The organism is Sorangium aterium (genome assembly GCF_028368935.1).
GTDB classification, from domain to species: Bacteria; Myxococcota_A; Polyangia; order Polyangiales; family Polyangiaceae; genus Sorangium; species Sorangium atrum.
Genome location: NZ_JAQNDK010000002.1, coordinates 2,248,332 through 2,267,439 on the forward strand (window position 1 = coordinate 2,248,332; position 19,108 = coordinate 2,267,439).

The following is a 19,108-nucleotide window of genomic DNA, read 5'->3' on the forward strand; positions in this document are numbered from 1 at the left end:
GAGAGGTCTTCGATGGGCAGCAACAAGGACAGCGACGACATCCGGCAGTACCTGCCGGACCTCGAGAGCATCCGGCGCGAGGCGGATCCCGAGGTTGCGGAGCGGAAGCTGCAGCAGGCGCTGAACAACCCGGAGCTGGACCGGGCGCTGTCGGAGATGCAGCAGCAGAAGCCGACGGGGCAGCCGCTGTTCCAGTTCCCGGTGGTGCCTGCGCTGGCCAAGGAGCGAACGGGGCCTCCGCCGTATCCGGCGCAAGCGGCGCCGCCGCCGTATCCGGCACAAGCGACGCCGCCGCCGTATCCGGCACAAGCGACGCCGCCGCCGCTGCCGGCGCAAACGGGGCGGACTCCGCTGCCGGTGCACGCGGTACCGCCGCCGTTTCCGGCGAAGGCGCCGCAGCAGGCAGCGCCGCACGGGGCGGTCGTGCAGCAACACGGGGCGGTCGCGCAGCAGCACGGGGCGGTCGTGCAGCAGCACGGGGCAGTCGCGCAGCAGCACGGGGCGGTCGCGCAGCAGCACGGGGCGGCGGCGCTGCCCGGAGCAGCGCCGCCGCATCAGGGCGCGATGGCAGCGCAGCGTGCGCCGGTGCAGCAGGTGACGCAGCGTGTGCCGTTATACGGGGGCGCGGCGGCTCCGCAGCACGCGCCGGTGCAGCAGGGCGCGCCGGTGCAGCCGGGAGCGATGGCGCAGAGCCAGTGGGCGGACCGGGCGCTGCCGCCGATCGACAAGGCGCTGCTGCCGTCGTCGTTGCTGCCGGTGACGCCGCCGCCGGTGGTGACGCCGAAGCCGCCGCCTGAAGCGCAGGCGGCGGGACGGCGCCGACCTGGATGCCGACGTGGCTCATGGTGGTGCTCGCCGTGCTCGCGGTGAGCATGCCGTTCGTGCTGGCGACGCTCCTGCGGCGAGAGACGCCGCCGAAAGAGCAGGAGCCGGCGCAGCTGCCGAGCGGGGCGCCAGCGCCGAGCACGCAGGCGCCGCCGGAGGCCTCGGAGCTGTTGCCGCCGGTGGCGCCGGCACCGCCGGAGGCGGTCGAGCCAAGCCTCGATGACACCGCGTCCGCGAGCCAACCGCCAGCGCCGCCACCGCCGCCAGGGCCAGTGTCGCCCGTGCCCGCGCGGCCGACGCATGCGGCGCCGCACGTTCCGCAGGCGCCCGTCGCGCCTGCGCCCACGGAGCGGCCACAAGACGAAGGATGGATGGAGTGAGACCGCGTGGAGCCATGATGATGACCAGCCGATCGCTAGCTGTAGTGCTGACCGTTGCGACCTTGATCGCCGACCCCGACGTCGCTGCCGCACAGCCAGCCGCGCCGCCGGCCGCGCCAGGGACGGCGCCTGCCAGCGCCGCCGACGCGGCGAAGCGCGCCGAAGCGCTCGTCGACAAAGCGAAGTCCCTCTATTTGGAGGGCAAGTACCAAGAAGCCGAGGCCGCGCTGCTCGTGGCCTGGGAGCTGAACCCGACGTTCGACGTGGCGTACAACCTCGGGAACACGGAATACAAGCTGCAGAAGCACCGTGAAGCAGCGCAGTACCTTTCGTTCGCGCTGAGGAACTGGCCGCTGCTGAAGGCGGTGGCGAAGCTGAAGCCGAGAGCGGAGCAGTGGCTCGCGGAGTCGCGAGCGCAGGTGGGTGCGCTCAAGGTGTCGGTCACCGTAGCGGGAGCGGAAGTGCTGGTGGACGGCAAGAGCGTGGGCCGGGCGCCGCTGGAAGGGGAGGTGTTTGTCGACGCCGGCGAGCACCAGGTGGAAGCGAGGCATCTGGACTATGAGCCGGCGAGCCAGACGGTGGGTGTGGCGAAGGGAGGGACGGCGGAGGTGAAGCTGGCGATAACCCCGGTGAAGGCCGCACCGCAGGCGTTGGCGGGCGTGAAGACGGAGGGGGGCGCGAGCGCGGCGGGGGCGGGGGCCGGTGCGCCTGTGGCGCAGCAGCCACCCGGGGCGCCGATAGAGCCGCTACCGCCGCCGAAGAGGAACTGGGTGCCGGTGATCGCGCTGGGCGCGGCGAGCGCGGTGGGGCTCGGCGTGGGGATCGGGCTGACGGTGGCGTCCAGTAACGCGCGGAGCGACGCGGATGCGCAGCGCGCTGCGATCCTGTCGCAGGGGCCTGGGTGCGTTCACGCGCCGAGCGATGTTGCGAGTGCGTGCAGCATGTTCGACGAGAGAGCGGGGCGAGCTGAAACGTTCGGTACCGGAGCCGTCGTGGCCTATGCGGCGTCCGGTGCGCTGGCCGCAGGTGCGTTGGTCTATGCGCTGTGGCCTCGCTCATCTGCATCAAGCAACGCGGTGGGTGTGCTGCCGACAGCTTGGGTAGCGCAGGGAGAACGAGGCTTGGGAGTCGTTGGCGTGTGGTGAGCGGCGATGGGAAGGAAAGGATGCGAACGTGAGAAGACTTAGTGGCATCACGGCTGGCACCCTCTGCGCGGTGCTTGCGGCCGTCGGGTGCGACGCACTGTCGATCGGCCTGACCAGCGACCCTGACTACATGCTGAAGGGCCCGGAACACGACTGGCTCCAAGCAGCGGGCGGCGGACCGCCGAACCCCGGATGCGAGGCTGATCCGACGCAGAACGCGAGCACGGTGACGGATGAGTGCGCGGTGTTCGTGAGCGCGACGGCGGAAGCGGGGGGAGAGGGGACGAAGGCGAGGCCGTACGCGTCGCTCGTGGAGGCGGTGGCGAACGCGGGGAACAAGCGAGTGCTGGCGTGCACGAGCGGAGCGTTCGCGGAGAGCGTGACGATCGGGGCCAAGGTCGAGGTGATCGGCGGCTTCGACTGCGAGGAGGAGTGGGTGTGGAGCGCTGAGGCCCGCAGCGCGATCGAGGGACCCGCGGGCGCGGTGGCGCTCACGATGACGGAAGGCGCAAGCGGGGCGAAGGTGAAAAGCTTCGCGGTTCGTGCGGCGAGCGCGACGGAGCCGGGCGGGTCGTCAATCGGCGTGGCGGTGGCGGACGTCGATGCGGAACTGGCGCAGGTGGACGTGACGGCGGGCGATGCGATGGACGGTGCAACCGGCGAGACATCGACGCAAGCGCCGCAGGCGGGAGCCAGCGCGCCGGACACGGAGGAGACGCGGCCGTCGAAGGCGTGCGATCTGCCGGCAGCCGTGCGAGGCGGCGACCCCGGCGTGACGACGTGCGAGGACGGCGAGACGCGCGGCGGAGCCGGTGGGCTCGGCGGGATTCCGGGCATGAGCGACGGCAACGGGCAGCCAGGTGAGGATGGTGTGCCGCTGCCGGACCCGAATCCAGAGGAGTACGGGATTGGAGGAGCCGGACAGACCGGTGGCAATTGCCGGCAGGGAGAGCCCGGCGCGCCTGGAGCTACTGGCGACCCCGGAACCCCCGGTAGCGAGACGACGCTGACACTGGCGGGCATCGCGGGTGGCGACGGCGGCAACGGCAGAACTGGGACGCGCGGTCAAGGGGGAGGCGCTGGCGGCGGAGCGAAGGCAGGGCTGTTCTGCAAGGCCGGCCCGAACACCATAGAGGGCCCCGGCGCGAGCGGCGGCGGGGGCGGAGCCGGCGGGTGCGGCGGTAAAGGCGGCGGAGGCGGGAAGGCGGGCGGTTCGAGCATCGGGATCCTGAGCCTCGGGACGAAGCTGGTGCTGACCGATGTGACCGTCGCGTTGGGTAAGGCGGGCAAGGGGGGCAACGGAGCCGGCGGACTGAATGGGGCGAACGGCGGCGCTGGCGCTGCTGGTGGCTCAGCATCGGAGACCCCGCCCTCAATCCCCGGCTGCAAAGGCGGGGATGGCGGCCGAGGCGGAGCCGGTGGTCCCGGCGCCGGTGGTCGAGGGGGTCATGCCGTGGGCATCGCGTATGCGGTGGCGCCGAGCGCAGCGGTCGCACTGAAGAACTTCACGGAGGGGGTGGCCGGAGACGGAGGCAGCGCTGGTCCTGGAAGCGCGGAGCCGCACCCACCTGTCAACGGGGTGAGCGGAGCGTGCTGGAACTTTGGTGAAAACGAGGGCTGCGGGCAGTGAGAAAAAGGTGTTGCTGCGTGGCAATTTCGTAGAGCTCAACGGAATTCAATTCAAGGAGGAGGATGCCTCGATGGGCCGTCGTTCGCGATCGCACATCGAGGCGAGGCGGTGAAGCAGGAAGGGCCGACGATGCTGCAACCGGGCACGCCCGGCGCTGGGGGACCTGGCGGAAGCAACAACGTGGCGGAGAACGCGGGCGAGGAAGGCACGGCGGCGGAGCAGGAGTTTTCGTGAGGTAGCGGGCGGCGTCGTCGATGGCGTCGCCCGCGCCGCCGCGAAGCGCGGTGGAAGGAGGTGCTGGCGATCGCGCGATGCGCGATCGAGGGGCGAGGCGCCTCCCGCAGGCGACATCTACGGCGGCGAGCAGCGCCCGCTGGACCGCTGCCACCGACAAGCGGCGGAGAAAGTGAGAACGACCGTACGATTTTGTGACAATCCCGCTTGGTTGAGCGTAACTGGGCGAAACGGCATCGATTTCAGAAGAAAGCCCTTGGGGAGCGCTTCCGTTATCGGCAGAATGCACGACGCGCGATCCCGAGGAGCGTCCTGTCGATGCGCCGGAAGTCCAGCGGAAACGATGTCCCTCCCTTGGGAAGACGCCCCAGCTTGAGCGCGAGGGTGGAGTGGGAGCGGATGTGGGTACGGCGGCTCGGTCTCGAGGGCGTCGAGTGGGATCCGGAGGAGTCCTGCGAGCACTGCATCGAGAAGAGAGCGGCTCGGGAAGCAGTGATGGCGGAGCTTGCATCACGGTCGGGGAACCGACCGAAGCGGCGGGTGAGCTATGGGACGATCCCATCCAGGACGGGTGGGCGAATGAAGCGGAGCAGGCGCCATGGCAGACGGCTGCTGCTGAAGCTGGTGCGACTGGCGCGGATCGAGCGCGAGGACGTTTGAGCGCTTGATGGAGAGGCCCCGTCACGAGCTGCCGGTTCGAGCGAGCAACCGTTGACGGCCCAGGCGCGCTGAGGGCGCACGGCGGCGGCGCTGTGTGCTGGGCGACAGAGTAGAAACCGGCGCACCGCGGGTGTGGTGCGCCCTGAGTCGGCTCGTCCGTGCGACGAGCGTGCGAGGTGGACGATGGTGTGTCCAATGCTCGCCATCGAGGCGGGAGCGGATGCCCCCGTGTCGAGGCGTCGTGCGAGCAACGAGGAGCGCTCTGGTGAGCTGCCCTGTCTGGGGCTGTTCCTGGTTACGGGTGGCTGTGATGCAGACGCCGTGTCCCGCACGGCGATCGAGATGGTGCATGCCGTTGTCGAGGCAGACGGTGTGGACGACGATCGTGCTGGTGAGATGATCGCGGCGCGATGTCGGGACGAGGTGCGGCTCATGACGAGTCCGCGTCGATCGAGCGGCAATCGCTTCGAGAGCGATCGTCGGGAGCCGGGACCGAGCGGTGCGCAAGTGAACTTCGCGGGCGTGCTGCTCGCGCCGGGGGCCGCGTACATCGCCTACGCCGGCAATATGCGCATCTGCCTATTCCGTGAGGGAAAGCTGGAGGCGCGAACGCGTGACCTCGTGGGGGTCGAGGGCGACGTGTCGGAGGGCTCCGTCTCGCAGGATGTGCTGGCGACGCTAGTCCAACACGCGCACGCGGCGACTCGCGCGCTCGGCTGCGAGGCGGCGATGGAGATGAAGATCCAGGTTGAATGCACCGAGCCAGGTGATGTCTTGCTCGTATGCTCTAAGGATATCTGGGGTGCCGTGCCGGAGCACCGCATCAGCGGCATCCTTGCGGTGCACGATGAGCTGCGCCTTGCGGCGAGCCTGCTGATGGACTGCGCTCATGAGAACGGCGAGCCCCAGTACGTGACGTGCATCCTGGCGCGGGTTGCCGATATCTGATGGATCTGAGGGTTAGAACTCCTTAGGAGGAGCGGTGCATAAGTCCTGGAGGGCGGTGAGGCTATGGCGGGGCGACCCCTCCCGTCCCGCGCGGAGCGCGGGACTTGGGAGGGGCGGGCGGCGCGCAGGCGCGAAGCGCCGAGCACCGACCGGGGGAGGGCATCAGCTCTCCCTTTTTCTTCGTGTTCTTCTCATTATCTCGCTCGTCCTGGGGGTCCTGTGATGGCGCGGGAGGCGTTGAAGGCCGGGGACGTGTTCCTGGACTACCGGATCACGGAGGTGATCGACGCGGGTGGGATGGGAGAGGTGTACCGGGCGGTGGAGGACTACTCGGAGGACGTCGTGGCGATCAAGTGCATGCTGCCACGGCACCTGAAGAGAGAGGACTTCGCGAGGCGGTTCCGGCAGGAGTGCAAGTTCTATCCGAAGCTGAAGCACCCGAACATCGTGAGGATGAGGAAGGCGGGTGTGTCGCCGGATCACGTGGCGTACATCGTGATGGATTACCTCGAGGGGAGGACGCTGAGGAAGCTGCTCAACAAGGCGTACCGGCTGGACTTCCTGAGCGCGATGCACGTGATGCTGCAGGTGGCGGACGCGATGACGTTCGTGCACTCGAAGGGGATATGGCACCGTGACCTGAAGCCCGAGAACATCATGGTGGGGACGAAGGCGGACGCGAAAGGGCACGTGTGGCTGCTCGACTTCGGGATAGCGAAGTTCGCGGACGGCGGGATGAACACCGATGATCTGCCGGACGTGGGGACGGTGAGGTACATCTCGCCGGAGCAGGTGAAGATGCTTTACACGTCGTCGAGGAAGGCAGAGCGCGTGGAGCGTGCGAGGCCGGATGGGCGCACGGACATCTACGCGTTCGGTGCGATCTTCTACGAGGTGCTGACGGGGAAGCACCTGTTCCTGGACGACAGCGAGCCAGCGACGGCGGAGGAGACGCTGACGGGGCACCTGGTCGCGGCGCCGGAGCCGGTGCACGAGATCGTGCCGGATTGCCCCGAGTTCCTGTGGCCCGTGGTGGCGCGGTGCATCGCGATCGACCGCGAGGAGCGGTATCCGAGGTTCGACGACGTGGCGCGGGACCTGCGAGGGCTCTTGCGGGACACGGTGCCGGCGGGCCACGTGCTGGCGCAGCGGCTGGCGCGGGAGCGGATGGAGGCGGAGCGGCAGGCGGCGTTCGCGGGGGTGGCGCTGGAGGACAGCACACCGGTGGAGGACGAGACGAGCGCAGCGGGTCGGGCGGGCGAGGAGGAGACGGAGGAGGCGCGGCAGGAGGGCGAGATGGAGCGAGGGAGCGCGGAGGGCGAGAAGCGGGCGCGGCGGGTGGTGCACGGGGAGACGGCGCCGCTGGAGCAGTTCGTGGCGCCGGCGAGCGCGCTGCCGTTCGCGCCGTCGTCGCGCGTGCCGCGGGGGCGGGGGGTAGGGCATACGGAGCCGCTGCCCGCGCTGAAGCCGCTGGAGTCGACCGCGAAGCTCGGCGGGACGTGGGCGGAGCGGATGGCGCAGCGGACGGGGCCGTCGGCGATGCCGCAGGCGGGGGCGCAGGGGGTTGGAGGGCCGTTGCCGCCGGCGGAGGTGAGGGCGCAGGCGTATGCGGGGCCGCCGCCGCTGCCGGCGGAGGTGAGGGCGCAGGCGTATGCGGGACCGCCGCCGTTGCCGGCGGAGGTGAGGGCGCAGGCGTATGCGGGACCGCCGCCGTTGCCGGCGGAGGTGAGGGCGCAGGCGTATGCGGGGCCGCCGCCGTTGCCGCACTCGTACGGAGGGTCGGCATCGCATGCAGGAGCGCAGGGGCATGGTGGGCCGCCGCCGCTGCAGCACTCGTACGTAGGGCCGGCATCGCTGCCGCAGTCGTACGGAGGGCCGGCATCGCATGCGGGGGCGCAGGGGCATGGTGGGCCGCTGCCGCTGCGGCAATCGTACGGAGGGCCGCTGCCGCAGTCGCACGGAGGGCCGCTGCCGCAGTCGCACGGAGGGCCGCTGCCGCAGTCGTATGGAGGGCCGCTGCCGCAGTCGTATGGAGGGCCGCTGCCGCAGTCGCACGGAGGGCCGGCGTCGCATGCGGGGGCGCAGGGGCATGGTGGGTCGGCGTCGTTGCCGACGATCGAGACGCAGCACGCCACGTCATGGCGAGAGGCGCAGCGAGCGGCACCGCAGCCGCCGCAGGAGGTGGAGCTGCCGTACGTGACTCCGCAGCTCTCGGCGATGGAGTCGCCGCGAGCGGGAGCGCCGCTGCCGGTCGTTGCGCGGCCAGTGGCGCCGAGCTCGGTGACGGCCCCGAGCGCCGTACCGGCGGAGTCGTTGCGGAAAGAGACGCCGATGACGGCGGCTCCGGCGGCGCTGCTCACCCAGCGGCGGCGCGCGCCGCGGGCCTACGTGCTGGCGCCGCTGGTGGCGCTGGGGCTCACGCTGGGAGGCGTGGGCGTGGTGCTGGCGCTCCGCTCCGCGCGCGGCACGGCGCCGGCTCCGGTGACAGGAGAGCCGGCGGCCTCGGCGGCGCCGGTCGAGAGCGCGACGGCGAGCGCAGCGACGGCAAGCGCAGCGACCGCAGCGGTCGCGCCAGCGCCGCCGCCCGAGGCGAGCCCCACGACGCCCGCGCCGGAGGCGACGCCGAGCGCGGCGGCGGCGACCACGGCCGAGGCGGCGGTGGAGGCCGGAGCAGCGGAGAAGGCAGGGGCGGCTGCGGCCTCCGAGGCGCCTGCTCCCAAGGAGCAGCCGGCGGCGGCGAAGGAGCAGGCGGCGGCGAAGGAGCAGGCGGCGGTGAAAGAGCAGGCGGCGGCGAAGGCAGCGCCTGTGAAGGCAGCGCCGGCCGCGACGGACGACGACGAGGACTTCTACCCGATGCCGAAGCGGCAGAAGCCGTCGTTTTTGCGGGTGATCGAGGAGCGGAAGAAGGCGGCGCCGGCCAAGGCGGCAGCGCCAGCGCAAGCAGGGGGCACGACGCCAGCCAAGCCGTGCCCTGCGGTGGGGTGCAGGCCGTTCTAGTCGCTGAGGAGAGAGGTCTTCGAGATGGGCAGCAACAAGGACAGCGACGACATCCGGCAGTACCTGCCGGATCTGGAGAGCATCCGGCGCGAGGCGGATCCTGAGGTGGCGGAGCGGAAGCTGCAGCAGGCGCTGAACAACCCGGAGCTGGACCGGGCGCTGTCGGAGATGCAGCAGCAGAAGCCGACGGGGCAGCCGCTGTTCCAGTTCCCGGTGGTGCCGGCGCTGCCCAAGGAGCGAACGGGACCTCCGCCGCTTCCGGTGCAAGCGGCGCCGCCGCCGTATCCGGCACAAGCGACGCCGCCACCGCTGCCGACGCAAGCGGGGCGGACTCCGCTGCCGGTGCACGCGGTACCACCGCCGTTTCCGGCGAAGGCGCCGCAGCAGGCAGCGCCGCACGGGGTGGTCGCGCAGCAGCACGGGGCAGTCGCGCAGCAACACGGGGCGGTCGCGCAGCAGCACGGGGCAGTCGCGCAGCAGCACGGGGCAGTCGCGCAGCAGCACGGGGCGGCGGCGCTGCCCGGAGCAGCGGTGCCGCATCAGGGCGCGATGGCAGCGCAGCGTGCGCCGGTGCAGCAGGGGGCGCAGGTGACGCAGCGTGTGCCGTTATACGGGGGCGCGGCGGCTCCGCAGCACGCGCCGGTGCAGCAGGGCGCGCCGGTGCAGCCGGGAGCGATGGCGCAGAGCCAGTGGGCGGACCGGGCGCTGCCGCCGATCGACAAGGCGCTGCTGCCGTCGTCGTTGCTGCCGGTGACGCCGCCGCCGGTGGTGACGCCGAAGCCGCCGGCTGGAGCGCAGGCGGAGGGGCGGCGCCGACCCTGGATGCCGACGTGGCTCATGGTGGTGCTCGCCGTGCTCGCGGTGAGCATGCCGTTCGTGCTGGCGATGCTCCTGCGGCGAGAGACGCCGCCGAAAGAGCAGGATCCGGCGCTGCCGCCAAGCGGGGCGCCAGCGCAGAGCACGCAGGCGCCGCCGGAGGCCTCGGAGCTGTTGCCGCCGGTGGCGCCGGCACCGCCGGAGGCGGTCGAGCCAAGCCTCGATGACACCGCGTCCGCGAGCCAACCGCCAGCGCCGCCACCGCCACCAGGGCCGGTGTCGCCCGTGCCCGCGCGGCCGACGCGTGCGGCGCCGCACGTTCCGCAGACGCCCGTCGCGCCTGCGCCTACCGACAAGCCGCTCGCCGATGACGTGATGGAGTGAACCAGCGTGGAGCCATGATGATGAACTGCCGATCCCTTGCTGTGTTGTTCAGTGCCGCGACGCTGATCGCCGTCCCTGAGATCGCTGCCGCGCAGACCGCCACGCCGCAGGCTGCGCCCGCCAACGCCGACGCGGTGACACGTGCCGATGAGTCCTACCGACGAGGGCTCCGTCTCTACTCGGACAAGAAGTACGTGGAGGCGGAGGCCGAGCTGCAGTCTGCGTGGGAGCTGAACCCGACGTTCGACGTGGCGTACAACCTCGGGAACACGAAGTACCAGCTGAAGAAGTACCGAGAAGCAGCGGAGCACCTGTCGTTCGCGCTGAGGAACTGGCCGCTGGTCAAGACAGTGGCGAAGCTGAAGCCGACGGCGGAGCAGCGATTCGCGGAGTCGCGAGCGCAGGTGGGGGCGCTGAGGGTGACGGTCAGCGTGGCGGGGGCGGAAGTGCTTGTGGACGGCAAGGCCGTGGGCCGAGCACCGCTGGAAGGCGAGGTGTTCGTCGAGCCAGGTGAGCACCGGGTAGAGGCGAGGCTGGAGGGGTATGCGCCGCTGAGCCAGACGGTGAAGAGCGCCAAGGGAGAGACGGCGGACGTGGGGATGGCGCTGGTGCCGGAGAAGAGCGAGGCGCAGGCGGCGGGCGCGAAGACGGAGGGCGGGATGGGCGCGGCGGGCGTGGGGGCCGGTGGGCCGGTGATGGGGCAGCCGCCGGCGGGGCCGGTGGAGCCGCCGCCGAAGAAGAACTGGGTGCCGGTGATCGCGCTGGGGGCGGCGAGCGCGGTGGGGCTCGGCGTGGGGATCGGGATGACGGTGGCGTCGAATAATGCGAGCGGGGATGCCCACACGCAGAGCACTGCGATCATTGAGGCCGGTGCGCAGTGCGTGAGGCCTGAAGCGTCGTGGGTCGGGCCATGCGAAAAGGTGCGGAGCGATGCATCGCGTGCCGACACATTGGGGAACGTTGCACGGGTCGCATATATCGCTTCGGGCGTGCTCGCGATCGGCGCGGTGACTTATGCGCTTTGGCCGAAGTCGAAGCGCACGGAGCCGGTACTTGCTCTGCCCGTGGTGCACTCGAGTGGTGCGGGCCTGGCCGTGATGGGGGCTTGGTGATGGATTTCCGAAAGGCAAAGCACGTGCGGAACATGCGCAAAGCGCTCGGCGGGTTGACGTTCGTCTTGGCGGCAGCGGGTTGCGATAGCTTCTGGAGCCACCTCGCGGACGACTGCGAACTCCTGGTCACGTGTGAGCATTTCTATCCGTCAGGCACAGGCGGCAGTGTGCCGAACCCCGGATGCGAGGCTGATCCGACGCAGGACGCGAGCACGGTGACGGACGAGTGCGCGGTGTTCGCGAGCGCGACGGCAGAAGCCGGAGGAGATGGGACGAAGGCGAGGCCGTATGTGTCGCTCGGGGAGGCGGTGGCGAACGCGAAGGGCAAGCGGGTGCTGGCGTGCGCGAGCGGAACGTTCCCCGAGAGCGTGACGATCGAGGCTGGGGTCGAGGTGATCGGCGGCTTCGACTGCGGCGCGGGATGGGCGTGGAGCCAAGATGCGCGGAGCACGATCGAGGGGCCAGCGGATGACGTAGCGCTGACACTGTCAGAAGCCGCGAGCGGTGTGAAGGTACGGAGCTTCGCGGTTCGGGTGGCAAGCGCGACGGTGGCCGGCGGGTCGTCGATCGGCGTGGCGGTGGCGGACATCGAAGCGGAACTGGCGCAGGTGGAGGTGACCGCGGGCGATGGGATGGATGGGGAGGACGGCGCGACGCCGGCGGAGGCGCCGCAGGCGGGGGCGAGCGCACCGGAAATGACTGCTTCGAATGCATGCGACCTACCCGTTGGTGTTCAGGGTGGCAAGCCCGGCATTACGACGTGCGACGACGGCGAGACGCACGGTGGCGTCGGTGGGCTCGGTGGGATTACCGAGACCGAGGAGGGCAACGGGCAGAAGGGAACGGATGGCGCGCCGCTGCCGGAACCGAACCCGGACGAGTACGGGCTTGGTGGAGCAGGGCAGACCGTTGGCAATTGCCGACAGGGAGAGCCCGGTGCGCCTGGAACTACCGGCGACTCCGGTGTTGCCGGCAGCGGCACGACGCTGCTGACGCTGTCCGGTATCGCTGGAGGCGACGGAGCGAACGGTACAACGGGGAAGAAAGGTCAAGGGGGCGGTGGAGGCGGTGGAGCGAAAGCGGGGCTGTTCTGCAAGGTCGGCGCGGGCACCTTCGAGGGCCCCGGCGCGAGCGGAGGTGGAGGCGGCGCGGGTGGTTGCGGCGGGAAGGGGGGCGGAGGCGGCAAGGCTGGCGGGTCGAGCCTCGGGATCGTGAGCCTCGGGACGAAGCTTGCGCTGACAGAGGTGAGCATCGCGGTGGGTAAGGCGGGCAAGGGGGGCAACGGAGCCGGGGGTCGAGGCGGAGCGCTCGGCGGCAGCGGCGCAACGGGCGGAACGCCATCGTCCCTCGGCGGCTCGGCCGGCTGCGATGGCGGTCGAGGCGGTCAAGGAGGGATGGGCGGCCCCGGAGCCGGCGGCCGAGGCGGCCACGCGGTGGGCATCGCCTACGCGGCGGCGCCGGGTGCTGCGGTAACGCTGGCGAACTTCATGGTGGGCACAGCGGGCGACGGCGGAGGCACGGCGCCGGGAGGAAACGCCGGCGAGGCAGGCGTGAGCGGAGAATGTTGGGACTTCACCGGCAATGTGAGCTGCGGCCAGTGACGTGAGCAGCGCGGTGAGGGTGAGTGAGAATTGTTGATAGCTGAGCGCAATGCGGAGGAGCGACGGACGAGCGCGCTGCTCCGCGAGCAGCTGAGCTGAAGGGGAGACAAGAAATGGTTCGACGCACCCCGCGCCGGGGTGATAGGGACTCTTTTGTCGCGGAGACGCGGCACGGTGGGCTTCCCGGCGCTGACAACTTCACCACCTCCGAGTGGACTGCTCAATGCGCGGGCGGAGGGACCGTTGATCTGCTGACTTCTTCTGCGTCGGGCCGCGAGAGCGGATGTTATCCGACGGTCGCTGAAGGGAGCCCGGCAGCAGATCGCTTTTGCGCGGTGGGAGAGCTTCGAGGCGCGACCGCCGGGGGATGGACGCGCCGCCTCGCTGAACCCCGAACCGCCGTTGCAGGCGAGACCCCTCCCGTCCCGCGCGCAGCGCGGGGCGTGGGAGGGGCGGACCGCGCGCAGGCCCGTAGGGCCGAGCACGGGCCGGGGGTGGGCAGCATCCTTGTGGCCGTCCTTCTTTGCTGCATGCCAGCGCGCACTGCATGGGGCGAGGAACGCGGCTCATCGACTGCGATGGCGTCGAGGAACTCCGCGGAGGCTGAGCTTGAGTCGGCGTGGGAGCTGAACCCGACGTTCGATGTGGCGTACAACCTCGGGAACACGAAGTACCAGCTGAAGAAGTACCGAGAAGCAGCGGAGCATCTGTCGTTCGCGCTGAGGAACTGGCCGCTGGTCAAGACGGTGGCGAAGCTGAAGCCGACGGCGGAACAGCGGCTGGCGGAGTCGCGAGCGCAGGTGGGGGCGCTGAGGGTGACGGTCAGCGCGGCGGGTGCGGAAGTGCTTGTGGACGGCAAGGCCGTGGGCCGAGCGCCGCTGGACGGCGAGGTGTTCGTCGAGCCAGGTGAGCACCGGGTAGAGGCGAGGCTCGAGGGGTATGCGCCGCTGAGCCATACGGTGAAGAGCGCCAAGGGAGAGACGGCGGAAGTGGGGCTGGCGCTGGTGCCGGTGAAGAGCGAGGCGCGGGCGGCGGGCGTGAAGACGGAGGGCGGGATGGGCGCGGCGGGCGTGGGGGCCGGTGCGCCGGTGATGGGGCAGCCGCCGGCGGGGCCGGTGGAGCCGCCGCCGAAGAAGAACTGGGTGCCGGTGATCGCGCTGGGCGCGGCGAGCGCGGTGGGGCTCGGCGTGGGGATCGGGATGACGGTGGCGAGGAACAGCGCGCACGATGACGCACGCTCCAAAGGCGAAGTGATTCTTCGAGCCGGCGGAGAATGCGCGACACCCTCGGCTACGTTCGTCAAGCCGTGCCAAGAGCTTCAGAGTATCGGCTCCCGAGGCGCGACGTTGGGCGACGCTGCGCGAGTGGCCTACATCGCATCGGGAGCGCTGGCGATCGCTGCGGTGACATATGTCCTATGGTCTCGACCGAAAGCGACAACGACGGAGCGCGTTCGCGCATTGCCCCGGGTGCAGACGGGTAGTGTTGGAATCGACGTGTTGGGTGCGTGGTGAGCTCGAGCGAAGGAACAACGACCATGGGCCGAAGGTGTTGGATCGTAGCAGGCTTGGGACTCGCCACGGCAGTTTGCGGGTGCAGCGGGTTCTGGGACAATATGGATGAGGATTGCGAGCTGATGCTGACGTGCGATCACTTCGCATCCGGAGGTACTGGCGGCAATCCGCCGAACCCCGCGTGTGAGGCGGATCCGACGCAGGACGCGAGCACGGTGACGGACGAGTGCGCGGTGTTCGTGAGCGCGACGGCAAAAGCGGGGGGAGACGGGACAAAGGCGAAGCCATACGCGTCGCTCGGGGAAGCGGTCGCGAAGGCGGACGGCAAGCGGGTACTCGCGTGCACGAGCGAGCCGTTCGCCGAGAGCGTGAAGATTGAGGCAGGGATCGAGGTGATCGGGGGATTCGACTGCGAGGCGGAGTGGACGTGGAGCGTTGAGGCGCGGAGCGCGATCGAGGCGCCTGCGAACCAGATCGCGCTCACAGTGTCGGAGGCCGCGAGCGGGGCGAAGGTGCGGAGCTTCGCGATCCGCGCTGCGAGCGCGACGGAGCTGGGCGGGTCGTCGATCGGCGTGGTGGTGGCGGATGTCGAGGCGGAACTGGCGCAGGTGGATGTGACCGCGGGCGACGGGATGGCCGGCGCAAACGGCGAGACGCCGACGGCGGCGTCGCAGGCGGGGGCGAGCGCGTCGGAGATGGTGTCGGATGCGTGCGAGGTCGTCTTCGGCGGCGAGCCCGGCGTGACGATGTGCCAGGACGGCGAGACGCGCGGCGGCGCCGGTGGACTCGGCGGGACCACGGGTACCGACGAGGGCAACGGGCAGAAGGGTGCCGATGGTGTGCCGCTGCCAGACCCGAACCCAGAGAAGTATGGTCTAGGCGGTCCCGGGCAGACCGACGTCGCGGGCAACTGCCGGCGCGGTGAAGATGGCATACCAGGAACTCTTGGCGGTTCCGGCGAGGCCGGCAGTGCGACGACGCTGACGCTGGCGGGCATCACGGGTGGCGACGGTGGCAACGGCAGAATTGGGACGCGAGGTCAAGGGGGAGGTGGCGGCGGAGGCGCGAAAGCAGGGCTGTTCTGCGGGCCCGTCGCGAACCCGCTGGATGGTCCCGGCGCCAGCGGAGGCGGAGGCGGAGCCGGCGGCTGCGGAGGCAACGGCGGCGGTGGTGGGAAGGCGGGAGGGTCAAGCATCGGGATCGTGAGCCTGGGCACGAAGCTGGTGCTGACGGAGGTGACGGTCGCGGTCGGCAAGGCGGGGAAGGGTGGACAGGGCGCCAGCGGAAGACGCGGCGCTGATGGAGGTATGGGTGCGACTGGAGGTACCGCCTCGGAGAACGTGGACTCCGTCCCCGGCTGCGATGGGGGCAAAGGCGGTCGAGGCGGTCCCGGCGGTCCCGGCGGAGGCGGTCGAGGCGGCCATGCAGTCGGTATCGCGTATGCGGCGGCGCCGAGCAGTCCGGTGGAACTGAAGGACTTCACGGCGGGTACAGCGGGTGAGGGTGGCATCGGGGGCCCGGATGGCAACGCCGGCAACCCGGGGACAACGGGGGCTTGCTGGGACTTCACGGGCAGTGCGAGCTGCGGGCAGTGAAGTGAGCTGTGGCGTCGGATGAGAATTTCGTTGAGCTGAACGTAATGCGGATGAACGACTGACGAGCGCGTTGAACCGTGATCAGCTGAGCTGAAAGAGGAGACAGGAAATGATTGGGCGCACCCCGCGCCGGGGTGATAGGGACTCTTTTGTCGCGGAAACGCGGCACGGTGGACTGCCCGGCGCTGACAACTTCACCACCCTGGGGTGGACTGCCGGAGGCGCGGGCGGAAGAACCGTAGATCTGCTGACTCCTTCTGCGTCGGGCCGCGAACCCGGATGTGATCCGACGGTCGCTGAAGGCAGCCCGGCGGCAGGTCGCTTTTGCGCGGCGGGAGAGCTGCACGGTGACGTGGCGGTGGGGAGGAGGCGTGGTCGCGCTGGCACTCGAATTACGGTAGCTGCCGAGACCCCTCCCGTCCCGCGCGCAGCGCGGGACATGGGAGGGGCGGACCGCGCGCAGGCCCGCAGGGCCGAGCACGGGCCGGGGGTGGGCAGCTATCTTCTTGCGGTAGTTCTGTGCTGCGCGCCAGCGCGTGTGGGGTGGTGCGAAGAGCGCGGCACGTCGACTGCGATGGCGTCGAGGAAGTACGTGGAGGCGGAGGCCGAGCTGCAGTCGGCGTGGGAGCTGAACCCGACGTTCGACGTGGCGTACAACCTCGGGAACACGAAGTACCAGCTGAAGAAGTACCGAGAAGCAGCGGAGCATCTATCGTTCGCGCTGAGGAACTGGCCGCTGGTCAAGACGGTGGCGAAGCTGAAGCCGACGGCGGAGCAGCGGCTGGCGGAGTCGCGAGCGCAGGTGGGGGCGCTGAGGGTGACGGTCAGCGCGGCGGGGGCGGAAGTGCTCGTGGACGGCAAGGCCCTGGGGCGGGCGCCGCTGGAAGGGGAGGTGTTCGTCGAACCAGGTGAGCACCGGGTAGAGGCGAGGCTGGAGGGGTACGCGCCGGTGAGCCAGACGGTGAAGAGCGCCAAGGGAGAGACGGCGGACGTGGGGCTGGCGATGGTGGCGGAGAAGAGCGAGGCGCAGGCGGCGGGCGTGAAGACGGAGGGCGGGATGGGCGCGGCGGGCGTGGGGGTCGGTGCGCCGGTGATGGGGCAGCCGCCGGCGGGGCCGGTGGAGCCGCCGCCGAAGAAGAACTGGGTACCGGTGATCGCGCTTGGGGCGGCGAGCGCGGTGGGGCTCGGCGTGGGGATCGGGATGACGGTTGCAGGAAGCAATGTGCTCGATGACGTTCACGCGCAGAGGCAGTCGATCAGGAACGCCGGAGGGCAGTGCACGAAGCCGTCGGCGTCGTTCGTCGACGATTGCGCGGAGCTGAGCAGCGCCGGAGAGCGCGTGGACACGCTCGGGCATGTGGCAGGCGCGGCGTACGTTGCGTCGGGTGTACTGGCCGCCGCCGCGTTGACCTATGCGCTGTGGCCCCGTGGAGAGACGAGAACCGCGGGACAGCCGCGCGTGGTGGCTACAGCGCATCCGACGGGCGCTGGCGTTGTCGTGCTCGGTGCATGGTGAAGGGCTCGGAAGAGGACGCGATGAAAACGAAAGCAAGGCGCTGGGTTGCAGCGAATGTTGTGCTTGTCCTCGCTGCGAGCGGTTGTGACGTCGTGTGGAACGACGTGTCAGGGGATTGTGAGCTGATGCTCACCTGCGCGCACTTCCTGCCGACCGGCAGTGGCGGCGGACCGCCGAACCCCGGATGCGAGGCTGATCCGACGCAGGACGCGAGCACGGTGACGGACGAGTGCGCAGTGTTCGCGAGCGCGACGGCGGAGCCGGGGGGAGATGGGACGAAGGCGAGGCCGTACGTGTCTCTCGAGGAGGCAGTAGCGAAAGCGAACGGCAAGCGGGTGCTGGCGTGCGCGAGCGAGCCGTTCGCGGAGAGCGTGACGATCGAGGCTGGCGTCGAGGTGATCGGGGGCTTCGACTGCGAGGCGGAGTGGACGTGGAGCAATGAGGCGCGGAGCGCAATCGAGGCGCCTGCGAACCGGATCGCGCTCACGGTGTCCGAGGCCGCGAGCGGGGCGAAGGTGCGGAGCTTCGCGATCCGCGCGGCGAGCGCGACGGAGCGGGGCGGATCGTCGATCGGCGTGGCAGTGGCGGACGTCGAGGCGGAGCTTGCGCAGGTGGACGTGACGGCCGGCGATGGGATGGCCGGCGCGAACGGCGAAACGCCGGAGGAGGCGCCGCAAGGGGGAGCCAGCGCGCCGGCGGACGTGTCCAATGCGTGCCCATTCGTCGTCTATGGTGGTGATCCCGGTGTGACGACGTGTGGCGACGGCGAGACGCGCGGTGGCGCTGGCGGACTCGGCGGGACTACGGGTACCGACGAGGGCAATGGGCAGAAGGGTGCGGACGGTGCGCCGTTGCCAGAGCCGAACCCGAGCAACAAAGGCATCGGAGGCACGGGGCAGAATGCAGCCGATGAATGCAATGCCGGTGCAAACGGTAAGAGCGGCGATCCCGGCAGATCCGGCGAAGTGGACGGCTCGACGCAGCTTACATTGGAGGGGATCGCAGGTGGCGACGGCCGAAGCGGCATGACGGGGACGCGAGGTCAAGGGGGAGGAGGCGGCGGAGGCGCGAAAGCAGGGCGGTTCTGTGGACCCTCAGCGGACCCGATCAACGGTCCAGGCGCGAGCGGCGGGGGTGGCGGAGCCGGTGGCTGTGGCGGGAAGGGGGGCAGCGGAGGAAAGGCCGGAGGATCGAGCATCGGGATCGTGAGCCTGGGGACGAAGCTGGTGCTGACGGACGTGACCGTTGCGGTGGGCGAGGCGGGCAAGGGGGGGAATGGCGCGGCAGGTCAACTCGGCGGGTCGGGTGGAACTGGTGCTGCCGGCGGCACGGCGCCTGCGGCGCCTGCAATCCCCGGATGCAAAGGCGGGGATGGTGGCCGAGGCGGAGCTGGAGGTCCTGGCGCCGGCGGCCGAGGGGGCCACGCAGTGGGCATTGCCTACGCTGCAGCGGCGAGCGCCACGCTGGAGCTGAAGGAGTTCATGGCGGGCACGGCCGGAGATGGAGGCAGTGCTGGGCCTGGTGGATCGGAGCAGAGTACCGGTGCCCAGGGCGCGAGCGGTATTTGCTGGAACTTTGCGACGAACGAGAGCTGCGCGCAGTGAGAAAAAGGTGTTGCTGCGTGGCAATTTCGTAGAGCTCAACGGAATGCAATTGAAGGAGGAGGTGGCCTCGGTGGGCCATCGTCCGCAATCGCATACCAGGCCGAGGCGGAGAAGCGGGAAGGGTCGACGACGCTATAGCCCGGCACG

Annotated in this window: 14 protein-coding genes; all 14 read left to right on the plus strand. The window is 70.3% G+C overall.

Annotated features, from left to right (window positions below):
* Positions 1 to 12 precede the first annotated feature (12 nt).
* The gene (locus POL72_RS23420) at positions 13 to 870 is read left to right on the plus strand and encodes a hypothetical protein (RefSeq protein ID WP_272097736.1); all 858 of its coding nucleotides are present in this window, start codon (positions 13 to 15) and stop codon (positions 868 to 870) included.
* Positions 828 to 1,205 (plus strand): hypothetical protein, encoded by a 378-nt coding sequence (locus POL72_RS23425; RefSeq protein WP_272097737.1) that lies wholly within the window; start codon positions 828 to 830, stop codon positions 1,203 to 1,205. The genes POL72_RS23420 and POL72_RS23425 overlap by 43 nt, the downstream gene beginning before the upstream one ends.
* A 14-nt stretch (positions 1,206 to 1,219) precedes the next feature.
* Entirely contained in the window at positions 1,220 to 2,350 is a 1,131-nt protein-coding gene (locus POL72_RS23430) for a PEGA domain-containing protein (RefSeq protein ID WP_272097738.1), read from the plus strand.
* A gap of 28 nt (positions 2,351 to 2,378) precedes the next feature.
* On the plus strand, positions 2,379 to 3,980 hold the full coding sequence (locus tag POL72_RS23435) for a hypothetical protein (protein WP_272097739.1): 1,602 nt from the start codon (positions 2,379 to 2,381) through the stop codon (positions 3,978 to 3,980).
* A gap of 108 nt (positions 3,981 to 4,088) precedes the next feature.
* The gene (locus POL72_RS23440) at positions 4,089 to 4,214 is read left to right on the plus strand and encodes a hypothetical protein (RefSeq protein WP_272097740.1); all 126 of its coding nucleotides are present in this window, start codon (positions 4,089 to 4,091) and stop codon (positions 4,212 to 4,214) included.
* A gap of 855 nt (positions 4,215 to 5,069) precedes the next feature.
* Positions 5,070 to 5,822 carry a PP2C family protein-serine/threonine phosphatase gene (locus POL72_RS23445; RefSeq protein ID WP_272097741.1) on the plus strand — a complete coding sequence of 251 codons (753 nt, stop codon included), beginning with the start codon at positions 5,070 to 5,072 and terminating at the stop codon, positions 5,820 to 5,822.
* Between the two features lie 237 nt (positions 5,823 to 6,059).
* Entirely contained in the window at positions 6,060 to 8,819 is a 2,760-nt protein-coding gene (locus POL72_RS23450) for a serine/threonine-protein kinase (protein ID WP_272097742.1), read from the plus strand.
* Positions 8,820 to 8,843: 24 nt separating this feature from the next.
* Positions 8,844 to 10,019 (plus strand): hypothetical protein, encoded by a 1,176-nt coding sequence (locus POL72_RS23455; RefSeq protein WP_272097743.1) that lies wholly within the window; start codon positions 8,844 to 8,846, stop codon positions 10,017 to 10,019.
* Between the two features lie 14 nt (positions 10,020 to 10,033).
* Positions 10,034 to 11,131: a PEGA domain-containing protein gene (locus POL72_RS23460; protein WP_272097744.1), complete on the plus strand. Its 1,098-nt coding sequence runs from the start codon at positions 10,034 to 10,036 to the stop codon at positions 11,129 to 11,131.
* A 32-nt stretch (positions 11,132 to 11,163) separates the two neighbouring features.
* Positions 11,164 to 12,732 carry a hypothetical protein gene (locus tag POL72_RS23465; protein ID WP_272097745.1) on the plus strand — a complete coding sequence of 523 codons (1,569 nt, stop codon included), beginning with the start codon at positions 11,164 to 11,166 and terminating at the stop codon, positions 12,730 to 12,732.
* Between the two features lie 578 nt (positions 12,733 to 13,310).
* Positions 13,311 to 14,246: a PEGA domain-containing protein gene (locus POL72_RS23470; RefSeq protein WP_272097746.1), complete on the plus strand. Its 936-nt coding sequence runs from the start codon at positions 13,311 to 13,313 to the stop codon at positions 14,244 to 14,246.
* Positions 14,247 to 14,368: 122 nt separating this feature from the next.
* Positions 14,369 to 15,841, plus strand: coding sequence for a hypothetical protein (locus tag POL72_RS23475; protein ID WP_272097747.1), 1,473 nt, complete (start codon positions 14,369 to 14,371; stop codon positions 15,839 to 15,841).
* Between the two features lie 574 nt (positions 15,842 to 16,415).
* Complete coding sequence (locus POL72_RS23480) at positions 16,416 to 17,357, plus strand: PEGA domain-containing protein (RefSeq protein ID WP_272097748.1); 942 nt, start codon at positions 16,416 to 16,418, stop codon at positions 17,355 to 17,357.
* 104 nt (positions 17,358 to 17,461) lie between these two features.
* On the plus strand, positions 17,462 to 18,961 hold the full coding sequence (locus tag POL72_RS23485; RefSeq protein ID WP_272097749.1) for a hypothetical protein: 1,500 nt from the start codon (positions 17,462 to 17,464) through the stop codon (positions 18,959 to 18,961).
* Positions 18,962 to 19,108: the final 147 nt, after the last annotated feature.